This window comes from Agrobacterium sp. K11, assembly GCF_059429395.1.
This window is the reverse complement of sequence record NZ_JCAHRB010000008.1, coordinates 274,949-291,321: the sequence shown is the minus strand read 5'-3', so window position 1 is coordinate 291,321 and position 16,373 is coordinate 274,949. Positions and strand designations below refer to the sequence as shown.

Genomic DNA, 16,373 nt, shown 5'->3' with positions numbered 1-16,373 from the left:
TTGTTCTTGAACGGTTTTATCAGTTCTTGCGGGTGCGCTTGTCGAAGCTGCGGGCAAGCCGGTCGCCGGCGCTCTGCACGAGCTGCACGAGCACGATCAGCACCAGCACCACGACCAGCATCACGTCAGGCATGAAGCGCTGGTAGCCGTAGCGAATGCCGAGATCACCCAATCCGCCGCCGCCGACAGCACCGACCATGGCCGAATAACCGATGAGGCTGACGAGCGTGAGGGTAAGCGCCAGCGTGATGCCCGGCTTTGCTTCCGCAAGCAGGACCTTGGTGACGATCTGCAACGGTGTTGCGCCCATGGCGCGGGCCGCTTCGATCAGGCCCTTGTCGACCTCGCGGATCGCCGCTTCCACCAGCCGCGCGATGAAAGGCACAGTGGCAACCGTCAGCGGCACGATGGCCGCACTGGTGCCGATGGAAGTGCCGGCGACCAGCCGCGTGAAGGGAATGATCGCCACCACCAGAATGATGAAGGGCGTGGAGCGCGCCGCATTGACGACAAGGCCGAGGATGCGGTTCGTCATCGGCGCGGGGAAGAGTTCGCCTTTGCCGCTGGTGGCAAGGAAAACGCCCATCGGCACGCCGATGATGGAGCCGACGATGCCGGCGACCGCGACCATGTGCAGCGTCTGCAGAAGACCCTTCGACAGAAGGTTGAAAAGCATATCAGGCGACATAACCGAGCACCTCCGTGTGAAGACCGGTCTCAGTATAAAAGCGGCCGGCGCGGGCGGTGATTTCCGCCGTGGCCGGATAGGACACAACCAGCGAGCCGAATGGTTCGCCGGAAATTTCCTCGATGGTGCCGGCAAGGATGTTCACGTCAGGACCGATTTCCGCAACAAGACGCGCGGTCAGCGGCTGGAATGCCGTTTCGCCGAAGAACACCAGCCGCACGAGAACGCGGTCACCTTCCGCGGCTTCCGGCTTCAACCCTGATGTAACCCAGTGCGGCAGCTTAACCCCGACCGAGGACGACAGCAGGCTGCGGGTCGTCTCGTGTTTCGGCGCGGTGAAAATATCGAAGGTGCGCCCCTCCTCCACGATCAGGCCCCTGTCGATGACGGCGACCTGCGAGGCGATGGTCTTCACCACCTCCATCTCGTGGGTGATGAGCAGCACTGTCAGCCCAAGTTCGGCATTGATCCGCTTCAGGAGTTCAAGGATGGACTGGGTCGTCTCCGGATCGAGCGCGGACGTCGCCTCGTCCGACAACAGCAGCTTGGGTTGCGTCGCAAGCGCGCGGGCGATGCCGACACGCTGCTTCTGCCCACCCGACAGTTCCGCCGGATAACGCTTCGCCTTGTCGGAAAGGCCGACGAGTTCGAGCAGCGGCGTTACCCGCGTTTCGATCTCTTTTTTACCGAGACCGGCAATTTCTAGCGGCAGCGCCACATTGTCGAAAGCGGTGCGCGACGACAGGAGATTGAAGTGCTGGAAGATCATGCCGACGGAACGGCGAAGGGTCCTCAGACTCTTCTCATCAAGGGCGGCAACATCGACGCCGTCGACGACCACCCGGCCGGACGACGGTTTTTCAAGGCCGTTGGCGAGGCGGATGAGGGTGGATTTGCCGGCACCAGAGCGGCCGATGATGCCAGTGATGGAACCCTTCGGCACGACATAGTCAATGCCGGCGAGGGCTGCGAAGCCCGGCTTGCCATCGCTGCCGCCAAAGGTCTTGGTCACGCCTTCAAACGTGACCATCGCGTCCTTGGCAGTCTGCGGTGCGCGCGCGAGCGATGTCGCGTTGGATGAAAAACTCATTGGGAACTCTGCGAAAACTCTTGACGGATCGGGTCTCAAAAAATCCTGTTGCGGTGCTGAACCGCTCTCTTCATGCAGCCTTCCGGCACATTCGATGACAGCTGATTTTCCGGGTCATTTCGTCAGGCTTTCACTCAGAAATGCCGGGGATCGGCAATTCGATGGCGCATACTTGCCCGCAGGCGCCATCTTTTAACAGGGATGATTTTTCAATTATCTGAAATCAGAGAAAAAATCTACCGCAAAGCCGTCTGTACGGCCCTGCGGCAGTCAAGACTTCGCGAGTGCGTGAAAATCAGACGCGGCTGACGAATTCCTCAAGCGGGCGGCGGACCTTCTTCAGGTTCACCAGCCAGTCGCCTTCCGGCTCGCGGTATCCGAGCGGCAGGATGGTGACGGAGCGCAGGCCCTTTTCACGCAGGCCGAGGATTTCATCCAGCTTGGCCGGATCGAAACCTTCCATCGGTGTGGAATCCACACCCTCGAAAGCAGCCTGCGCCACCGCCATGCCGAAACCAATATAGGCCTGACGGGCTGCGTGTTCGAAATTCACCTGCTCATCACGCTGCGGATAGGAGGAGAGAAGCTTCTGACGATACGCTTCCCAGCCCTCGTTCTTGACGCCACGCTCTTCGTTGACCAGATCGAACATATGGTTGATCCGCTCTTGCGTGTAGTTATCCCACGCCGCAAACACCAGAAGATGCGAGCCTTCAGTCACCTGCGCCTGGTTCCAGGCGATCTCGCGGATCTTTGCGCGCACTTCCGGATCGGTAACGACGATGACTTCGAACGGCTGCAACCCGCTGGAAGTCGGCGCCAGCCGGGCGGCTTCGACGATGCGCTCGACCTTGTCTTCCGCAACAGTCTTGGAAGGATCCATTTTCTTGGTGGCATAACGCCAGTTGAGTTTTTCGATAAGCATGTTCGTTTTCCCTGGGAGGACCAGCCCGCACCGCTCCGGATGAGGCAGCAGCAGGCGCTACGTCTGCGTAGCCTGCCTGACATAGGAGACAGGATGGCAGGCGCAAGCAGGCACCGCCGGGTAACTGGCAAAAAAGTTTGGAAAACTGATAGTAAGGTGGAAGAACTTTATTGGGGAGAGCGATCGTGTGCTTTCCTGGTGAGGAATACGGCAGGTAAAGTTCACACACGAGCCAGCCTCTCCACCCTCATTCCTGTGCTTGTCAGAGGAATCCGGCCGACACGCGTCTGCGTGGCGGAAATACTCATCCCAGCCCAAGGACTTGGGCTGGCTGGATCCCTATGACAAGCACTGGGATGAGGGAGAAAGCCTCACCCCTTCATCACACCGTGGTTCCCCTTCGGAAAACCCGATGCCAGCGCGCTGTACCATTTGCCGCTGTTCTTCAACGTACGAACCTGCGTTTCGTAATCCACGTGAACGAGGCCAAAGCGCATGCGGTACCCTTCCGCCCATTCGAAATTGTCCATCAGGCTCCAGGCGAAGTAACCCCGCATGGGGTAACCGTCCTTCACCAGATCAGCAACGATACCAAGATGTTCGGCGTAATAGTCAAGACGGGGTTGATCATCCACCTCGCCGTTTTCGACGCCCATATTGTAGCAGGCGCCATTTTCGGTGATGTAGCAATCGGGCAGCTCGTAGCGCTCGTAGAGCGTCTCCACCAGCGAGTGCAGCGCCGGCGCATAGACTTCCCAGCCGATATCGGTTTTGACATCGCTGACGGCCGGGGCTGGTTTGGTGGCAGGGAATTCCGCACCTTCGGTGGCGTCGTCGGCAACGCGCATCGGTGTATAATAATTCAGGCCCCACCAGTCGAGCTTCTGGCTGATGATGGACAGGTCTTCCGCCTCCACCACCGGCATGCGTGAACCGAGCGCTTCCATCATCTCCGCCGGATATTCGCCCTTGAAGACCGGATCGAAAAACGCGCCGTTGTGGAACTGGAATGCCCGTTCAGCTGCCTTCAGGTCGGCGTCGCTATCGGAGGCCGGGATGACGGAATGGGCGTTCAGCACCAGTCCGACCGGCACCTTGGGCGCAACATGGCGGGACGCCTCGACGCCGAAACCATGGGCAAGGTTGATGTGGTGCATGGCCGCAAGGGCTGCATCCATGTTGCGCTCGCCCGGCGCATGAATGCCATAGAGATGGCTGAGCCAGACCGCACACCAGGGTTCATTGAAGGTCGCCACCGCATCCAGCCGGTCGCCCAGCCGTGCCATGACGGTCTTGGCGTAACGCTGGAAGGCATGGGCGGTGGAACGCGAGGCCCAGCCGCCGTCGCCCATCAGTGTCAGCGGCAGGTCCCAATGGTAAAGCGTCGCATAGGTCTTGATGCCGCGCGCCTTGCAGCCATCGACGAGGCGGTCGTAGAAATCCAGCCCCTTCTCGTTGATCGGACCGAATCCATCGGGAATGATGCGCGGCCAGGCAATGGAGAAACGATAGGCCTCGACACCCATTTCCTTGATGAGATCGAGATCATCCTCCCAGCGATTATAGTGATCGCAGGCAACGTCGCCATTGTGGCGCCCGAAGACATGGCCCGGCATGTTGCAGAAGGCATCCCAGATGGATGGCTTGCGGCCGTCAACCTTGGTGGCACCCTCGATCTGGAACGAGGCGGTCGCCACGCCGAACAGGAAATCGCCGGGGAAACGGGCTGCAAGCGCTTTGTGATCGGTCATCGGATAGGCCCTTTCGTCATCCATCGAGCGTCAAAAGATGGAGAGCGGTTTAGACCAAGTCAGCAATGAGGTACAGCCGCAGGCACGCAAAATCTGCAACGTTTCAGCAGCGCGGTTAAGATATCCAAAGCGCTTTAGGTACACGAAAGTCGCCGCAACGGTTTCCCGGCGGCGGGAGAAACGACAGCCCGGCAAATGCGGATGGGAGTTGAGTGTGGTGGAAAGTCTTGCATCTGCCGGGCCACGCCTTGTTCGACCGGAATGCCGGTCCATCGGTGACAGACTTTTCACGACACCTACCGGATCGGCCCTTCCCGCTGCTGGCAATTGCGGGACGCCTTTCCGGAACGCGGTTTGCCAGAACCACGCTTGTCGATGCCGGCAGCCGGTCCGCGAAAGGCGCCGCGCGTATCGCCCTTCCGTTCCGGTTGCAGGGGAATGATGCAGCAAAATGGACGGGTGGGGACATGCGGGGAAAGGTTTTGCGGTAAGTGACTGGAAAGAAAGGAGGGGTGGCGCGGAAATGTTCTCGCCTTTGGCAGCAGACGGCGAGCATGCCCTCTAATCCGGCTATCGCAACCTTCTTAGTCTCATTTTATGGAATGTTATCTGCAGCATCGGGCCCGGAGACCGCACGGGGGCCGTACACCGCAGATACGACGTCATCCTCGGGCGTGTCGCGAGGATGACGGAGGAGAGGTTTTGCGGCTTTAACCAGCCTCTAGACGGGGGATGCTCCCCCGTCCTTTGTTTATGAACGTACCAGCCCGTCAAACGTAACGATTGACGACGTTCTCCAGATATTCCTGACGACCGGACTTCGGCTCGGGGTTGATATCCTGGCGCTCGACCAGCGCTGCGATTTCTTCGAGCTTCAGCTCGCCGCGCAACATCTTCTGGGCTTCAGGTGCGTCCCACTTCGCGTAACGCTCCGAAAGCGGCTTCGACAGCGCGCCGTCCTCGATCATCTTCGCCGCCGCCTTCAGACCGCGGGCGCAGCAATCCATGCCGCCGATATGGCCGATCAGCAGGTCCTGCGGATCGAGCGACTGGCGACGCAGCTTGGAATCGAAGTTGGTGCCGCCATTGGTGAAGCCGCCGCCGGCCAGTACGTGGTAATAGGCCAGCGCCATTTCAGGTACGTTGTTGGGGAACTGGTCGGTATCCCAGCCAGACTGGTAATCGTTGCGGTTCATGTCGATGGAGCCGAAAATGCCGAAGGCATTGGCCATGGCCAGTTCGTGTTCGAAGGAATGGCCGGCGAGGATGGCGTGACCCTGCTCGATATTGACCTTCACTTCCTTTTCGAGACCGTTCTTCTGCAGGAACGCATAAACGGTTGCGACGTCGTAGTCGTACTGGTGCTTGGTCGGCTCTTGCGGCTTTGGCTCGATCAGGATCGTGCCTTCGAAACCGATCTTGTATTTGTATTCCACAACCAGATTGAGGAAGCGGCCGAGCTGGTCCAGCTCGCGCGAAAGATCGGTATTGAGCAGCGTTTCGTAACCTTCACGACCGCCCCATAGTACGTAATTGGCGCCGCCGAGCCTCTTGGTGGCATCCATGCAGGTCTTCACCGTTGCAGCCGAGAATGCGAAGACATCCGGGTCCGGATTGGTCGCGGCACCCGACATGAAGCGGCGGTTGGAGAACAGGTTCGCCGTGCCCCACAGAAGCTTTACGCCGGTATCAGCCTGCTTCTGCGCGAAGTAGTCGACGATCTCGTTGAGGTTCCTGGTGTTTTCGGCAAAGTTCCTGCCTTCCGGGCGCACATCGGCGTCGTGGAAGCAATAGAACGGCGAACCGAGCAGCGAGAAGAATTCAAAGGCGACATCGGCCTTCAGCTTGGCGGCCTGCATGGTGTCTTCAAACCACGGACGCTGGAACGTCTGCCCACCGAATGGGTCGCCGCCCGGCCAGGTGAAGGTGTGCCAGTAAGCCACGGCAAAGCGCAGGTGATCTTCCATACGCTTTCCGGCAACGATCTCGTCGGGGTTGTAATGGCGGAAGGCGAGCGGGTTGGTGCTGTCGGGGCCTTCATATTTAATCTTGGCGATATCGCCGAAGAAGCCTGTGCTCATTAGATGGTTCCTCCTCTGGGGTGGGTTTAGATGGTGTTCAAAATTCGGGGTCTGCGCGGGCCGCTTACCCCCCTCTGTCGTACCGGACATCTCCCCCACAAGGAGGGAGATCAGCAAGTTGCGCTCAATCGCTTCGATCGCGACCTCACAGGAGGACGTGACCTAGCCGCTTGTCGATCTCCCCACTGTGGGGGAGATGCACGGCAGGGCAGAGAGGGGTGAACGGCGCACGCAAAACCTCAATGCGAAAGCGGCCGAATAGCGGGATAAAGCGCGTGATACCGCTGGTAAGCCTCCTCATAAGCATCGCCAAGCGCCACCACCGGCTCGATCGTCCGCGCCGTTTCCGGCTGCGTGCAGACTGCAACCGGATCTGCACCTGTTGCAGCGATGAGACCGAGGCGGGCGGCGCCGAAAGCGGCGCCGAAATCGCCCTCGGCCGGAATATCCACGGGCACACCGAGCGAAGTCGCGATCGAGGCCAGCCAATAGGCCGAGCGCGAACCGCCGCCGATGGCGGTGACGCGGGAGATGGAGGTGCCGGCCGACTTCAGCGCCTCGAGATTGTCACGGATGGCGAAAGTCACGCCTTCCAGCACGGCCTGCGTCAGCGCCCTGCGGTCACTTTCATGCGAAAGGCCAATGAAAGAGCCGCGAATGGCGGCATCGTTATGCGGCGTGCGCTCGCCGGAAAGATAGGGTGCGAAAGTGACGCCGCTCGGCGCCAGAAGCTCGTCGCCCAGTTCACCCGTCAGTTCGGCTGCGGACTTGCCGGTGAGGCGCGAATACCAGTTGAGTGCATCGGTAGCGGACAGGATGACGCCCATCTGGTGCCATGTGTTGGGAAGCGCGTGGCAGAACGCGTGTACGGCGCTTTCCGGCTTCGGCAGATAGGAGGCGTTGGCGGCAAACAACACGCCGGAAGTGCCGAGCGAAACGAACGCGTGGCCCTCTTTCACCGTGCCCATGCCGCAGGCGGAAGCGGCATTGTCACCCGCACCGCCGGCCACCACGGCCTTGCCCACAATGCCCCATTGCGAGGCGAGCTCGGCACGCAGCACACCTGCCTCCTCGGTGCCTTCAACCAGCGACGGCATGTGTTTTTCTTCAAGGCCGGTCGCCGCCAGAAGATCGGCAGACCATTTGCGCGCACCGGTATCCAGCCACGATGTGCCGGCGGAATCCGACATTTCCGAGATATATTCACCCGTCAGCCACAGTCGCAGGTAATCCTTCGGCAGCAGTACCTTGGCCACCTTTGCGAAGATTTCAGGTTCGTTCTTCGCGACCCAAGCCAGTTTCGGTGCGGTAAAGCCTGGGAATACGATGTTGCCGGTGATCTTGCGGAAGCGCGGATCGGCATCGAGTTCGGCAGCCTCGGCATAGGAGCGCGTGTCGTTCCACAGAATGCACGGCCGCAGCACATTGCCGCTCGCGTCTATCAGCGTCGCGCCATGCATCTGGCCGGAAAGGCCGATACCTTTCACGGCAGCGAGTTCCTTCGCAAACTTCTGCTTCAGACCTTCGACTGCGGTTTTCGTGGCGGCGATCCAGTCCGCCGGGTCCTGTTCCGACCAGCCGTGATGCGGGCGCGAGACCTCCAGCGAGCCGTTGGCCGAGCCGACGATCTTCTGATCGCCGTCCATCAGCAGGGCTTTGACACCGGATGTTCCAAGATCGAGACCGAGATACATGTAATTCTCCATTCCGGCGCTCCTTGCGCCACTTCAGCGGTTTTAAGAGTCACCGCATTTCCGGACGGAAAACCGGCGGCCACTTTTCCTGGAAATGCTCTCCTCAGGGCAGATTGTCCCTGAGGAATATGTCGATACGGATACGCTCCTGCGCGGCGATGACAGCGAGACCATCCGCGCGCGCTTTCAACACGCGAATGGCGCTGCGCACCTCATGCCCTGCATCCTGGTTGAGCACGGCATCAAGCACGCCTTCCCGCAGCGCATTGGCCGTGTTTTCGGTGAGCTCATGGGCGATGACGGATGGCGACCTTTCGCCCGATGACGCCCTGAGCGCCCGGATGAGGCCGCGATTACCGGCGCCGAGACTGTAGATGCCGGACAGCGCGTCGCTCGCAAGCGCCTTGTTGACCAGCGCCTCGACGGTGACGGGATCGTCCCGGCCTTCGAGGACCGGCAATAGTCGCAGGTCCGGAAATTCGCTTTCGATGACGGAGCGGAAGCCGTCTAGGCGTTCGCGATGGTCGCGCACCAGCATGGAGCCGGCAACGACCGCAATATCGCCGCCGCGCCCGGACAGGAAGCGCCCCATGAGGCTAGCCGCCGTGCGCCCGGCCGCAACGTTGTCGACGCCAGCATAATGGTCGCGGCGCGAACCGGAGAGATCGGAAACCAGCGTGACGGTGGCGATGCCATCTTCGGCTAGCCGGTCTGCGGCTTCGGCAACATCCTCAGAATCGGTGGCGACGAAGGCGACGCCCGACGGCTTTTCCCGCCGCGCGACTTCCAGCGCCTCCGTCAGTGCCTCGGCATTGAAAGGCGGCACCTCGATAACGCGGATCGCCGTGCGCTCCAGATGGGCACGGGCGGCTGCGGCACGAACTTCGGCTCGCAGCGTCGCCATGAAGGAATTGTCGTTGCCGGGAAGGATGAAGACCAGTGAATAATTGCGACCCTTGGCCAAATTGGCGGCGGCGATATCGCGCACATAACCAAGCTCGGCAATCGCCGCCTCTACCCGCGCTCGAGTAGCGGCGTGAACGCCGGGGCGCATGTTCAGCACCCGGTCGATGGTGGCAAGGCTGACACCCGCCCGCTCGGCGATATCGTGAACTGTCGGCTTCATGTTTCCTCCCGTGCCATTTGAATATCCAGCTTTGCCGCCGTCGTAAACCGAAAAATGATGTACGTACCTCACATTTTCAGCAAGATGATGATTTCGCTTTATTTCCATCTCTGAACTGCCGGCACGCGCCTTTGCCCGGCATCATCCCTCGGCTTTTCCCAAGGATTTAGACACATCAATAAAATCAACAGGCTGCAGATTATCAGGGCTGACCAACAACTTCCGTCATTTCAGCCCTGGGCCAAGGACTTGGGCTTACTGGATATCGGCTCAAGGACGGCATGAGGGAAAAGTATCGCGAAGCACACAAAAAAGGGGCCGTCATTTCCGACGGCCCCAGCTCTGCGGTGGATGGGAGGGGATTTTGTTCAGTGCGCCGCGTCTGGTGGCGGCGCCGCCTTGGGTTTCTGGATCAGCACGGTCATGAAGATCAGGCTGCCGAACAGCAGCGTCAGCGCGAAGAACACATCCGCAAAGGCGAGTATCCACGCCTGCTGCGAGACCATGCCGACCAGCTTCTTGATCGCGACGGAAGCACCGTCCAGCCCGTAGGAATCATAGTTCGCGCCGACATTGTTCAGCCACTCCAGCGCCTGTGGATTGGAATAGCTGACATGTTCCGCCAGCCGCACATAATGATCGTCGGTGCGCTGCGACAGCAGGGTGTTGATGACGGCAAGGCCAACCGCGCCGCCGAGGTTGCGGGTGAGGTTGAACAGGCCCGAGGCATTGCGGATGCGCGCGGGCGGAAGCGTGCCGAGCGCGATGTTGTTGATCGGCACCATACACATCATCAGTCCGAAACCGCGCAGGACCTGCGGAATCAGCAGCTCGTAGAAATCCCAGTCGGTGGTCACATGCGTCATGATCCACGTGCCGCAACCGAAGCTGATGAAGCCGATGGCCATCATGATGCGCGGATCGAGCTTGGTGGACACCTTGCCGGCAATCGGCGCGGTGAAGAACATGGCAAGACCGGAAACGAACATGGTCTCGCCGATCATCAGCGCATCGTAACCGCGCACGCGACCGAGATAGAGCGGGTAGAGATAGGTCAGCCCGTAAAGCCCTATGCCCATCACGAAGGAAAACAGCGAGCCGATGGAGAAATTTCGGTCCGCAAAGGCGCGGATGTCCACAACGGGGAAGTCCACCTTGAAGGCACGCCAGAAGAACACCACCGCACCGATGACCATGGCCACCGAACCGATGACGATATGCTCGTCGTTGAACCAGTCCTTGTTGTTGCCCTCTTCCAGCACGTATTCCAGAGAGCCGAGGAAGACGGCCATGGAGATCAGCCCCCACCAGTCGAACTTCTTCCAGAGCGAGGTTTCAGGCTTGTCGAAATCGATCAGGCTCCATGTCAGGATGGTGACGATGATGCCGGGAATGATATTGACGAGGAACAGCCAGTGCCAGGAGAAGGCATTGGAAAGATAACCGCCGACCGTGGGACCGATGGTGGGCGCAAGCGTGGCGACGAGACCGATGATCGGCGAGACGACCGAACGCTTGGAGGGCGGGAAAATGGTGAAGGCGGCCGCAAAGACCGACGGGATCATGCCGCCGCCGATAAAGCCCTGGATCGCCCGGTAGACGATCATCTGGTCGATATTGGTCGCAGTGGCGCAGAGCGCGCTCGACAGGGTGAAGCCGGCGGCGCAGGTGGCAAACAGCACGCGCGTGGACAGGATGCGCGCCAGCGTGCCCGACAGAGGGATCATGATGACTTCTGCAATCAGATAGGATGTCTGCACCCAGGCGATCTCGTCGGAGCCCGCCCCGAGACCTGCCTGGATTTCCGCAAGCGAGGCGGAGACGATCTGAATATCGAGAATGGACATGAACATGCCGAAGACCATCGCGAAGAACGCGATGAGCCTGCGCTTGTCCATGGGTGGATCGACGGGGACAGATACCCCGCCTGTGCCGACAACCGTAGCCGCCATGATCTTGCCCTCAACGACGCCCTGGTTGGCCTATGGGTTAACGTGCGCCGTTTTCGTGTTTTCCGGCGCCGTGCGGGTATCCACATCGACGACGACGCTCAGGCCCGCACGCAGATTGTGCTTGGCGAGGTCTTCCTTTGAGAAGACGATACGCACCGGTACGCGCTGGATGACCTTGGTGAAGTTACCCGTGGCGTTTTCCGGCGGCAGCATCGAGAAGACCGAACCGGAACCGGGCGAGATCGACTGGACCGTGCCCTCAATGGTCTCGTCGTCGAAAGCATCCACATGGACGCGGACCTTCGAACCGGGCACCACGCGGGCCAGCTGCGTTTCCTTGAAATTGGCGTCGATATAAAGCTCGTTCAACGGCACCAGCGAAGCAAGGCGCTTGCCGACCGAAACGAGATCGCCCGTCTGCACCGCCAGATTGCCGATAACGCCGTCATAAGGCGCTTTCAGCACGGTGAAGGCCAGATCGCGGGCCGCCTTGTCCTTGGAAAGCTGCAGCGAACGGATGGTGCTTTCGGCTTCCTCGCGCTGGGCGCGAAGAAGCTCGACATTGGCTTTCGCGGACGAGATCGCCGCCTCGCCGGCTACGACATTCGCCCTGGCCTGATCGAGCGCGACCTGCGCGCTGTCGGAAGCGGCAACGGTGCCGACATCCTTCGCCTGCAATTCGGTGGCGCGCTTCTGGGTGATTTCCGCACCGCGAAGCGCCGCATCCAGAGCGCCCTTCTGGGCAACGGCCTGTTCCTGCGCTGCCTCGCCACCGATGATCTGCGCGTCGATGCGCTTCAGCGACAGTTCCTCGGTGCGGATCTGCGCGTCGGCCTGTTCAAGCGCGATGCGATAGTCGCCGTCATCCAGAGTGACCAGCGGATCACCCGCCTTGACTTCCTGGTTTTCGACAACGTTCACCTTGGCGATGTAACCCGAAACCTTGGGCGCGATGACCGCGATATCACCCTGAATGTAGGCGTCGTCCGTCGAAACCATGAAGCGACCGTCGATCCACCAGTTATAACCGTACCAGCCGGCGCCGGCGAGAAGGGCGATCGCAAAGATCGGCAGAAGCGGCGAACGCTTCTTCTTCTTCGGTGCGGCGATTGTCTGTGGCGGCTGTTGCGGCGGGGCCTCCACCGGCTTTGCCGGAGAGGTCTCAGCCTTGGCGGAAACGTCCGCCTCTTCCGCATCGTTGACGGCGCGAACCGCGCTATTCTTCTGGGCCGACATGAGATTGTACCGTGATAAATTGAAGAAAGTTTTTCGAACTGAACCGTTCGGTTCGATTGACATAATCCCTTTCCTGACACATATCAAGTGTAATCGAACTGATTGGTTCGACGTTCGGTTAATTTTTTTTACGCCATTGCAGTGCTAGGAACCGGTAACGATGGCAGGTGAAGACATGGATATGGAGACGGAAACCGAAACGGGCTGTCCGGGAAACCCCGCCGGGCGTTTTGCTGCGGGCGAAGACCCGGCCAAGCGTGAGCAGATTGTTGCCGGCGCCTGGCGCGTGTTCAAGCGCAAGGGCTTCGATGCCGCCAGCATGAACGACATCACGCGGGAAGCCGGCGTTTCCAAGGGAACGATCTATGTCTATTTCTCCAACAAGGAAGACCTGTTCGCCGCCCTTGTCGATCATCACCGCCAGGAATTCGCGACCTCCATGCGCAACATTCTGGCCGGCACCGAAGAGGTGCGCGACGGCCTGAGACAGTTCGGCAAGGCCTTCGCCAACAAGATGATCTGCTCCGAAATGATACCGGCCATGCGCTCGGTGATCGGCGTCATCGACCGCATGCCGAAGCTGGCGCAGCGTTTCTTCATCGCAGCACCCAACAACGTGCGCACCGTTCTTCAGGATTTCATCGAGCATCAGGTCTCGCTCGGCCATCTCAAGGTCGATGACGTCGAACTTGCCGCCCGGCAATATATCGAGCTTTCCACGGGCACTTTCTTCAAGCTGCGCCTGTTCGGAGAACTCGAAGGCCCGGTTCCCGAAGAGGAGCTGGACCGGGTGATCGACAGCGCCATCATGGTGTTCATGGCGGCTTACGGAACCGACAAGGCCTGAAATCATTCAGCAACGGGCGACTGGACCGGCAACGGCACGGGGCCTGATACGCGGTTTGCGCGAAATTTCGATGAAATCTTGCCTATCACAGGCGCGGTCTCCTTGTTTCTCGCGTATTGCGCTATAAATTCCACGAACCGAATGTTTCGGGTGGCCTTGTTGCTGAAAGGAAAAATTCCCTGATGGAGTCCGTTCTCCCTCTTCTGTCCGACCCCGCTGCCTGGGTGGCGCTGGTCACCCTGATCGTCATGGAGGTCGTGCTTGGCATCGACAACCTGATCTTCATCTCGATCCTCACCAACAAGCTTCCGCCTGAACAGCGCGAAAAAGCCCGCAAGATCGGCATCGGGCTTGCCTTGATCATGCGCCTCGGCCTTCTCGGCACTGTGGCCTGGATCGTGCAGCTCACCACGCCGGTCTTCGAAATCTTCGGCCATGCCTTCTCGTGGAAGGACATGATCCTCATCGCCGGCGGTCTCTTCCTGATGTGGAAGGCCACCAAGGAAATCCACCACAATGTCGATCCTGAAGATCACAAGGAAGACATGGTGGGCGGCCCGGTTGCGATGAATTTCGGCGCCGCCATCGGCCAAATCCTGCTGCTCGACCTCGTGTTCTCTGTGGACAGCATCATCACCGCCGTTGGCATGACACCGCATCTGCCGATCATGATCGTGGCCGTGATCTTTGCCGTTGCCGTGATGCTGCTCGCCGCAACGCCGCTCGCCAACTTCATCGAGCGCAACCCGACAATCGTCATGCTGGCACTCGCCTTCCTGATGATGATCGGCACGACCCTGATCGCCGAAGGCATGGGCTTCCATGTTCCCAAGGGCTACGTCTATGCCGCCATGGCGTTTTCGGCGCTGGTGGAACTGCTCAACATGCTGGCGCGTAACGCCAGACAGCGCAAGAAAGCACAGGCGGCCAAACCGCACTGATTGCCCCGACCCGTCATGCCGGACTTGATCCGGCATCCCTTCAGCCCAAGCCCTTGGGCTGAACACTTTCCGCCGCGCCGACGCGCGGCGGCTGATACCGGCTCAAGGCCGGTATGACGCGAACGTGTGGAACGCGCCGGCCAGTCGGAACCGCATGCCCCGCCTCGCGTTCTTCGACATCCCTACCGGAAGAGTCCGTCCCGCCGTCTCTCCTTCGAAAGCATAAGCAAGCATGACGACCGACCAGATCCTCGCCTTTACCGTGATCGCCGGCATGATGGTCGCGTTCATATGGGACAGGTTCCGCTATGATGTGGTCGCGTGCAGCGCGTTGCTGGTGGCGGTGGCGGTTGGGGTCGTGCCTTTCGACAAAGCGTTCTCCGGTTTCTCGGACGATATCGTCATCATCGTCGCCAGCGCGCTGATCGTCAGTTCGGCCGTGGCGCGTTCAGGGGTCGTCGATATGACGATCAAGAAATATTTCCCGGAGATGCACTCCAAAACCCTGCAACTGGCCTTTCTGATGATCGTCGTCGCCATCATGTCGGCCTTCATCAAGAACATCGGCGCGCTTGCCATCATGATGCCGGTTGCTTTCCAGTTCGCCCGCAAATCCGGCAGCCCTGTTTCCTATTATCTGATGCCCATGGCCTTCGCCGCCCTTCTGGGCGGGCTTATGACGCAGATCGGCACCTCGCCCAACATCGTCGTTTCCAGGCTGCGTGAGGAAATGACCGGGCAGAGCTTCTCGATGTTCGATTTCACCCCGGTCGGTGCCGGGCTGACCGTGATCGGCATCATCTTCCTGACCTTCGGTTACCGCCTGCTGCCGGTGCGCAACCGCCAGCAGGCATCGATGGAGGATATTCTGGACCAGTCGGCCTATACCGCCGAAGCGACGCTTCCCGCCGACAGCACCTACGCCGACAAGCCGCTGCGGGAGCTGTTGAAACAGGCGGATGGCGACGTAATCGCCAGCACGATCCTGCGCGGGCCCCGGCGTATCTCCCCCTTCCCCGATGTCAATCTGAAGCCGGGCGACACCATTCTTCTCGAAGGCAACCCGGAGGGCCTCGACCGCATCGTCTCGCAGGCCAAGCTGCTGCTGTCAGGCAAGCCGCTCACCGAGAACGGCCAGAAGACCGCTGACCTTATTTCCATGGAAGCGGTTATCAGCAACGAATCCGTTCTCAACGGGATTTCCGCGCGCGAACTGGCGCTGTCCTACACCCGCGGCGTCAATCTGATTGCAGTGAGCCGTCGCGGCCAGCGCGTAAGCCAGCGGCTCTCCGACCTGACATTGCAGGCGGGCGACGTCATTCTCCTGCAGGGCAGCCGCAAGAACCTGCCACAGGTATTGCAGGAATTTTCGCTGCTGCCCCTGGCGCAGCGGGAAATCCTGCTTGGGGTGCAGCGCCGCGCGCTTTTGCCCGTCATCGTGCTTGCCGCGGCAATGATTGCCGCCGGCAGCGGGCTGGTGCCGGTATCCGTCGCCTTTTTCGCCGCCGCCTTCCTGATGATCGTCGTCGGCGCGATACCGCTCACCGAAGTCTATAAATCGATCGACGGGCCGATCCTCGTCATGCTCGCCGCCCTCATTCCCGTCAGCGACAGTCTGCGCACCAGCGGCGCCAGCGAGCTGATCGCCGCCTGGCTCGGCCATGCCGCACAAGGACTGCCGCCCTTCGCAGCACTCGGCATGATCCTGTTGACCGCCATGGCGGTAACGCCCTTCCTCAACAATGCTGCAACCGTGTTGGTCATGGCACCCATCGCCGCCGGTTTCGCCACCACGCTCGGCTTTCGGCCGGAGGCCTTTCTGATGGCGGTGGCGATCGGCGCCGGCTGCGATTTCCTCACGCCCATCGGCCACCAGTGCAACACGTTGGTCATGGGTCCGGGCGGTTATCGGTTCAGCGATTATCCGCGCCTTGGACTGCCGCTGTCGATCATGATCGTCATTGCCAGCATTCCGATGCTGCTTTATGTCTGGCCGGTGAATTAGGGGCGGTTTACGTCCGGGCGAAGACAGCGCAAGCGCC

12 protein-coding genes are annotated in these 16,373 nt (G+C 60.3%); 3 read left to right on the top strand and 9 right to left on the bottom strand.

Annotation, left to right across the window (positions count from 1 at the left end):
• Nucleotides 1–19 precede the first annotated feature (19 nt).
• From AC5SEO_RS16160 to AC5SEO_RS16120, 9 genes are all read right to left on the bottom strand, one after another.
• Nucleotides 20–688, bottom strand: a complete 669-nt coding sequence (locus tag AC5SEO_RS16160) for a methionine ABC transporter permease (protein WP_003516230.1) — start codon at nt 686–688, stop codon at nt 20–22.
• Entirely contained in the window at nt 678–1,778 is a 1,101-nt protein-coding gene (locus AC5SEO_RS16155) for a methionine ABC transporter ATP-binding protein (protein ID WP_013762329.1), read from the bottom strand. Before AC5SEO_RS16155 ends, AC5SEO_RS16160 begins: the two co-directional genes overlap by 11 nt.
• Before the next feature lie 295 nt (nt 1,779–2,073).
• On the bottom strand, nt 2,074–2,703 hold the full coding sequence (locus AC5SEO_RS16150; RefSeq protein WP_003516226.1) for an NAD(P)H-dependent oxidoreductase: 630 nt from the start codon (nt 2,701–2,703) through the stop codon (nt 2,074–2,076).
• Nucleotides 2,704–3,074: 371 nt separating this feature from the next.
• Nucleotides 3,075–4,454, bottom strand: coding sequence for a GH1 family beta-glucosidase (locus AC5SEO_RS16145; RefSeq protein ID WP_076844785.1), 1,380 nt, complete (start codon nt 4,452–4,454; stop codon nt 3,075–3,077).
• A 770-nt stretch (nt 4,455–5,224) separates the two neighbouring features.
• Complete coding sequence (gene xylA, locus AC5SEO_RS16140; RefSeq protein ID WP_174069097.1) at nt 5,225–6,535, bottom strand: xylose isomerase; 1,311 nt, start codon at nt 6,533–6,535, stop codon at nt 5,225–5,227.
• Nucleotides 6,536–6,774: 239 nt separating this feature from the next.
• Nucleotides 6,775–8,229 (bottom strand): xylulokinase, encoded by a 1,455-nt coding sequence (gene xylB / locus AC5SEO_RS16135; protein ID WP_019566962.1) that lies wholly within the window; start codon nt 8,227–8,229, stop codon nt 6,775–6,777.
• Nucleotides 8,230–8,332: 103 nt separating this feature from the next.
• Nucleotides 8,333–9,355 (bottom strand): LacI family DNA-binding transcriptional regulator, encoded by a 1,023-nt coding sequence (locus tag AC5SEO_RS16130; protein ID WP_174069096.1) that lies wholly within the window; start codon nt 9,353–9,355, stop codon nt 8,333–8,335.
• Nucleotides 9,356–9,723: 368 nt separating this feature from the next.
• Nucleotides 9,724–11,307: a DHA2 family efflux MFS transporter permease subunit gene (locus AC5SEO_RS16125; protein WP_013762324.1), complete on the bottom strand. Its 1,584-nt coding sequence runs from the start codon at nt 11,305–11,307 to the stop codon at nt 9,724–9,726.
• 30 nt (nt 11,308–11,337) lie between these two features.
• Nucleotides 11,338–12,543, bottom strand: a complete 1,206-nt coding sequence (locus AC5SEO_RS16120) for an HlyD family secretion protein (RefSeq protein ID WP_019566960.1) — start codon at nt 12,541–12,543, stop codon at nt 11,338–11,340.
• 160 nt (nt 12,544–12,703) lie between these two features.
• On the opposite strand from AC5SEO_RS16120, the gene AC5SEO_RS16115 reads away from it, so the two are divergent.
• From AC5SEO_RS16115 to AC5SEO_RS16105, 3 genes are all read left to right on the top strand, one after another.
• A complete protein-coding gene (locus AC5SEO_RS16115) occupies nt 12,704–13,390 on the top strand; it encodes a TetR/AcrR family transcriptional regulator (protein WP_174006291.1) in 687 nt (228 codons plus the stop codon).
• A gap of 182 nt (nt 13,391–13,572) precedes the next feature.
• Nucleotides 13,573–14,331, top strand: a complete 759-nt coding sequence (locus tag AC5SEO_RS16110) for a TerC family protein (RefSeq protein ID WP_003516210.1) — start codon at nt 13,573–13,575, stop codon at nt 14,329–14,331.
• Between the two features lie 232 nt (nt 14,332–14,563).
• A complete protein-coding gene (locus AC5SEO_RS16105) occupies nt 14,564–16,336 on the top strand; it encodes an SLC13 family permease (RefSeq protein ID WP_174069095.1) in 1,773 nt (590 codons plus the stop codon).
• Nucleotides 16,337–16,373: the final 37 nt, after the last annotated feature.